Raw genomic sequence first — 4,366 nt, 5'->3', positions numbered from 1 at the left:
GCCGGACGTCGGCCGCGCCCCGGCTGGGCGCACACACCCGCGACGTGCTGCGCGAACTCGGGCGCAGCGAGGACGAGATCGACCGGCTGGCAGGCGACGGCGTCGTCCTGCCGGAGCAACCAGGGATGGAGAACCGATGACCCGCGCCGCCGGCAAGCCCGACTTCGACGCGTACTTGCGCACGATCGCCGCGTTCACCGACGACGAGCTGATCCCCGCCGAGGCCGAAATGGTCGCCGCGGGGCAGGTCCCGGACACGATCGTGCGGCGCATGGCCGAGCTGGGACTGTTCGGCATCTCGATCCCACCCGCCTACGGCGGGCTCGGCTGGACCATGGAACAGCAGGTGCAGCTGACCCTCGAATTCACCAGGGCGTCGTGCGTGTACCGCTCGCGCTTCTCGACCGTGATCGGGCTCTGCTCGCAGGCGATCCTCGACCACGGCACGGAGGAACAGCGCCGCGAGATGCTTCCGGGCATGGCGGCCGGCCGGCGGGTCACCTCGTTCGCGCTGACCGAGCCGGCAGCCGGTTCCGACGCCACCAACGTCCAGACCACCGCCCGGCGCACCGGCGACGGGTGGGTCCTGGACGGGACGAAGCGCTACATCACCAACGCGCACTGGGCGGACACGCTGGTCGTCTTCGCCCGCACCGACGACGCCGAGGTGTCCGCGTTCCTCGTGGACCGGACAACGCCCGGCGTGTCGACCCGGATCCCGGACCTCATGAACGGCCACGCCGAAGGCCCCGTCGCCGAGATCGACCTGACGTCGGTGGTCGTCGCCGAAGACCGGCTTCTCGGCGGAGTGCCCGGCACCGGGCTCGCGGCCGCGATGCGCGGGATCAACCACGCCCGGCTCCACGTCGCCGCGACCTGCGTCGGCCAGGCGACCCGGATGCTGGAGGAGACCACCCGCCACGTCAACGAGCGGCACCAGTTCGGCGCCCCGCTCGCCGATCTCGGCGTCGTGCAAGCGGAGCTGGGCCGGTGCTACTCGGAGATGGAGGCCGGGCGGGCGCTCGCACTGGACGCCGCGCGCGCGTTCGACGCCGGAACCGTTCCCCGGCAACGGATTTCGGCGGCGAAGCTGTACTGCTCGGAGATGGTCGGCCGGGTCGCCGACAAGTGCGTGCAGCTGCTCGGCGGGGAGGGCATCGTCGGGCCGCACCCGGTGCCCCGGATGTGGCGCGACGTCCGCACCTTGCGCATCTACGAGGGCGCCTCCGCCATCCACGAGCGGAACCTGGGCCGCGCGATGACCCGGTCGGTCGCGGCGGACGGGGTGCTGCCGGACAGCTACCGCGTACGTTAGGGCTGGCCCGAGGAGTGCGCCGGGACCGGATGAGCGGAGGAGGGACGATGGAGCTGCGCCAGATCGAGTACTTCCTGGCCGTGGTCGAGCACGGGGGGCTGAACCGGGCCGCGCAGCGCCTCTACGTCTCCCAGCCGGCGCTCTCCCAGGCCATCCAGGCGCTCGAACGCGAGCTCGGGGTGGAGCTGTTCCAGCGCGTGGCGCGGCGCAGCCTGGTCCTGACCCCGGCGGGAACGCTGCTGGTCCCGAAGGCGCGGGCCATCCTCGACGGCGTCGTCGCCGCCCGGGATGCGATGAGCCCGGCCCGGGATCTCGAGGCGGGCTCGGTCTCCATCGGCACGATGCCGGAGATGTCCAGCGACGCGGTCGCCTCCTGGATCACCTCGTTCCGCGCCCGGCATCCGGACGTGCGGCTGGACATCGCCGAGGCCGCTGGCGTCCGGGAGCTGTGCGGCGAGGTGGTCGCCGGACGGTACGAGCTCGGGTTCACCACCGGGCCCGTGCCCACCAAGAGCCTCGACTTCGTCGAGCTCGGGGTGCAGCGGCTGCTGCTGGTGATGCCGCCGGGTTCGCCGGCCCCGCCGACCGGGCAGCTGCCGCTCGACGCGCTCGGCGACCTGCCGCTGACGGTCTGCTCGCTCGCGCAGCGCGAGAACGACCGGGTGGCGACGGCTCTGCGGGACGTGGGGGTGGAACCGCGGCTGATCGCGAGCATGCCCAATCGCCACGCGCAGCTCACGCTCGTCCTCGGCGGCGGAGTGCACGCTTTCCTCCCGCTGCGGATGGCCGTTCAAGCGCGACGGCTCGGTGCCGTCGTGATCGAAACCGAGCCACTGGTGTCGGTGCCCTTCGGGGTGGTCCACCGGCGCGCCGCGCTGAGCCCGGCGGCGCACGAGGTGGTCAGCCAGTGCAAAGCGACCCTCGACTCCTGGTACGCGGCCATCGCCGACGCCCGGACTGCAAAAGGGGCGCGCCTGATCGACGCGGCCGATGCCGCTTACGACGCCGTGCACATCCCGGCGGTCGAGCGGTAAACGCGGAATCAGACGAGGGCGGTGAACAGGCCGCCGCCGATGATCGCTCCCACGATCGCTCCGGCGGTGACCTGGGCCGTCGTGTGGTCGTGGAGGTGGACGCGGGACCAGGAGATCGCCGCGACCACCAGCATCAGCGCCCAGCACACCGGGTGGAAGAGCACCGCGAGGATCACCACCGCGCCCGAGGCCACCGCCGAGTGCATCGACACCTTCCACCAGACCGTGATGCCGCCGGTGACCAGCAGCGACACGATCATGGCGAGGTCCAGGGCGATCAGCAGCCACGGCGCTCCCAGCAGCACCAGCAGTCCCAGCCCGATCAGGCTCATCACGATCAGCGCGATGAACGGCACGAAGCGGCCCGCTCGGTCGCGCACGTGGTGGCTGTCCCAGCGCCCGGTGCGCGCGCCCCACACGATCACGCCCATCGGCAGGATGCTGCTGGTCGCCGCGACCAGCAGGCCCCAGCCCACGGCCGGGCCGATGCTCGCGGTCGCGCGCCAGGCCACCGCCACCGGCAGCAGCACCACGATCACCCACGGTGCGAAGATCTCGGTGAGCACGCGCGCCGCGCGATCCGTCGCGGAACTGCGGGTGCCGGTCTCGGGTGCTGCGTTGCTCATGGGGTCCTCTGGCGCTCGGGCTGGGCGCCAAGGAGTCTCACACACCCGTCACCCGCGGCGACCAGACGGCCAGAACTCCCAGCCCCGGCCCTGATCCGGGGTCAGGCGCGCTTGGCCTGATCGTCGGCGTCGGCGAGCATCTCGATCAGGCGGTCGCCGAGGACTTCGGGGATGACCCGGGCCGCCGAGCGCGCTGCGGCGGCGTTGAGGGCCGACTTCACCAGCGGGCGCAGGCGGTGCAGGACGTCGGTGTAGAACGGGACCTCGTCCTCGCTCGGCACCGGGCGGGTCAGCACGTGCGCGCGGACCATCTCCACCAAGTGGCCCGCGACGTGGTCGATGTCCTGCTGGAGCTGTTCGGCCAGGTCGAGCACCTCGCTGAGCGGGACGCCGAGGCTGACCAGCTCGGTTCCGGCGTCCAGCAGCTGCGGGCTCGGGGAGACGAAGCTGCGACCGCGGCGCTCCAGCAGGCCCAAGTCGATCGCGCGCTTGACGTTGTTGGGGGTGAGCTGCTTGCCGAACTGCCTGCGCAGCTCGGTGATGGTGACGGCGCGCGGAGCTTCGTCCGCCCAGGACTCGCCGACGACCTCTTCCAGGCCCAGCACGTCCCCCAGGCTGCGGCCTGCCTCCCAGGCCGAGATCATCTCCTTGATCTGCGCGAACGCGTACCCGCGCTCGAGCATGTTGATGATCAGCCGCAGCCGGACCAGGTGCGCGTCGGAGTAGATCGCGGTCCGCCCCTGCCGCCGAGGTGGTGGCAGCAGTTCCCGGTCCTGGTAGACGCGCACGTTGCGCACCGTCGTCCCAGCTGCCCGGGCAAGATCGTCGATCCGGTATTCCGCCACTCGACGAAGTCTAGTTCCCCTGTTCGAACACCGCCGGAGGCGCACCGGCCACCGCCCGCGGGCGATTACTCGTGCTCACCGTCGACGTAGAACCACACCCCGCCCTCCTTCTTGAAGCGGCTGTTCTCCGTCAACGTCCCCTTCTCACCGGGCAACCGGTAGTGCGCCCGGAACCGCACGGTCCCCTCCGAATCGAACGGCCCGCCACCGCTGCGGTCCAGGACCTCCAACTGCACCCACCGCTGCTCGGGATCGAGCTCGACGTCGGCCGGCCGGGTATCGGGATGCCAAGAGGCCAGCAGGTACGCAACGTCCCCGACGGCGAACGCGCTGAACCGGGACCGCATCAACTGCTCAGCGGTCCCAGCCCGCCCCTCCCCCGAAATCACCCGACCACAGCAGTCGGGAAAAGCTTCACCAAGCCCACAAGGACAACGCTCAAACCCAATCACCCCACCACCTTCTCATCACCGAGGCGGCACCGGTCCGCGGCCGCACCTGCGGTCGTGAGTGCGTAACAGTGTTCGAACACTGTTACGCACTCAC

At 71.1% G+C, this 4,366-nt stretch carries 5 protein-coding genes; 2 read left to right on the top strand and 3 right to left on the bottom strand.

Annotated features, from left to right (window positions below):
• The first annotated feature begins 136 nt into the window (after nt 1–136).
• Both ABTZ89_RS36275 and ABTZ89_RS36270 read left to right on the top strand, forming a co-directional pair.
• Entirely contained in the window at nt 137–1,315 is a 1,179-nt protein-coding gene (locus ABTZ89_RS36275) for an acyl-CoA dehydrogenase family protein (protein WP_351053507.1), read from the top strand.
• A gap of 47 nt (nt 1,316–1,362) precedes the next feature.
• Complete coding sequence (locus ABTZ89_RS36270; protein ID WP_351053504.1) at nt 1,363–2,349, top strand: LysR family transcriptional regulator; 987 nt, start codon at nt 1,363–1,365, stop codon at nt 2,347–2,349.
• Nucleotides 2,350–2,357: 8 nt separating this feature from the next.
• Here the strand turns inward: ABTZ89_RS36270 and ABTZ89_RS36265 are convergent, their stop codons facing one another.
• The 3 genes from ABTZ89_RS36265 to ABTZ89_RS36255 all read right to left on the bottom strand — a co-directional run bounded on the left by ABTZ89_RS36265 (nt 2,358) and on the right by ABTZ89_RS36255 (nt 4,269).
• The gene (locus ABTZ89_RS36265; protein ID WP_270949287.1) at nt 2,358–2,975 is read right to left on the bottom strand and encodes a phosphatase PAP2 family protein; all 618 of its coding nucleotides are present in this window, start codon (nt 2,973–2,975) and stop codon (nt 2,358–2,360) included.
• Between the two features lie 101 nt (nt 2,976–3,076).
• Nucleotides 3,077–3,820, bottom strand: a complete 744-nt coding sequence (locus ABTZ89_RS36260) for a MerR family transcriptional regulator (RefSeq protein ID WP_351053500.1) — start codon at nt 3,818–3,820, stop codon at nt 3,077–3,079.
• Nucleotides 3,821–3,885: 65 nt separating this feature from the next.
• A complete protein-coding gene (locus ABTZ89_RS36255; protein WP_351053509.1) occupies nt 3,886–4,269 on the bottom strand; it encodes a YchJ family protein in 384 nt (127 codons plus the stop codon).
• Nucleotides 4,270–4,366 lie beyond the last annotated feature (97 nt).

This window comes from Saccharopolyspora sp. NPDC002686 (assembly GCF_040295745.1).
Taxonomy (GTDB): Bacteria; Actinomycetota; Actinomycetes; order Mycobacteriales; family Pseudonocardiaceae; genus Saccharopolyspora; species Saccharopolyspora oryzae.
The sequence above is the reverse complement of the archived record's forward strand: the minus strand, read 5'-3'. Positions and strand labels throughout refer to the sequence as shown.

Excerpts from the sequence above, each read along its gene's own strand:
- ABTZ89_RS36275 (WP_351053507.1), top strand. The coding sequence starts at position 137 with ATGACCCGCGCCGCCGGCAAGCCCGACTTCGACGCGTACTTGCGCACG.
- ABTZ89_RS36270 (WP_351053504.1), top strand. The coding sequence starts at position 1,363 with ATGGAGCTGCGCCAGATCGAGTACTTCCTGGCCGTGGTCGAGCACGGG.
- ABTZ89_RS36265 (WP_270949287.1), bottom strand. The coding sequence starts at position 2,975 with ATGAGCAACGCAGCACCCGAGACCGGCACCCGCAGTTCCGCGACGGAT.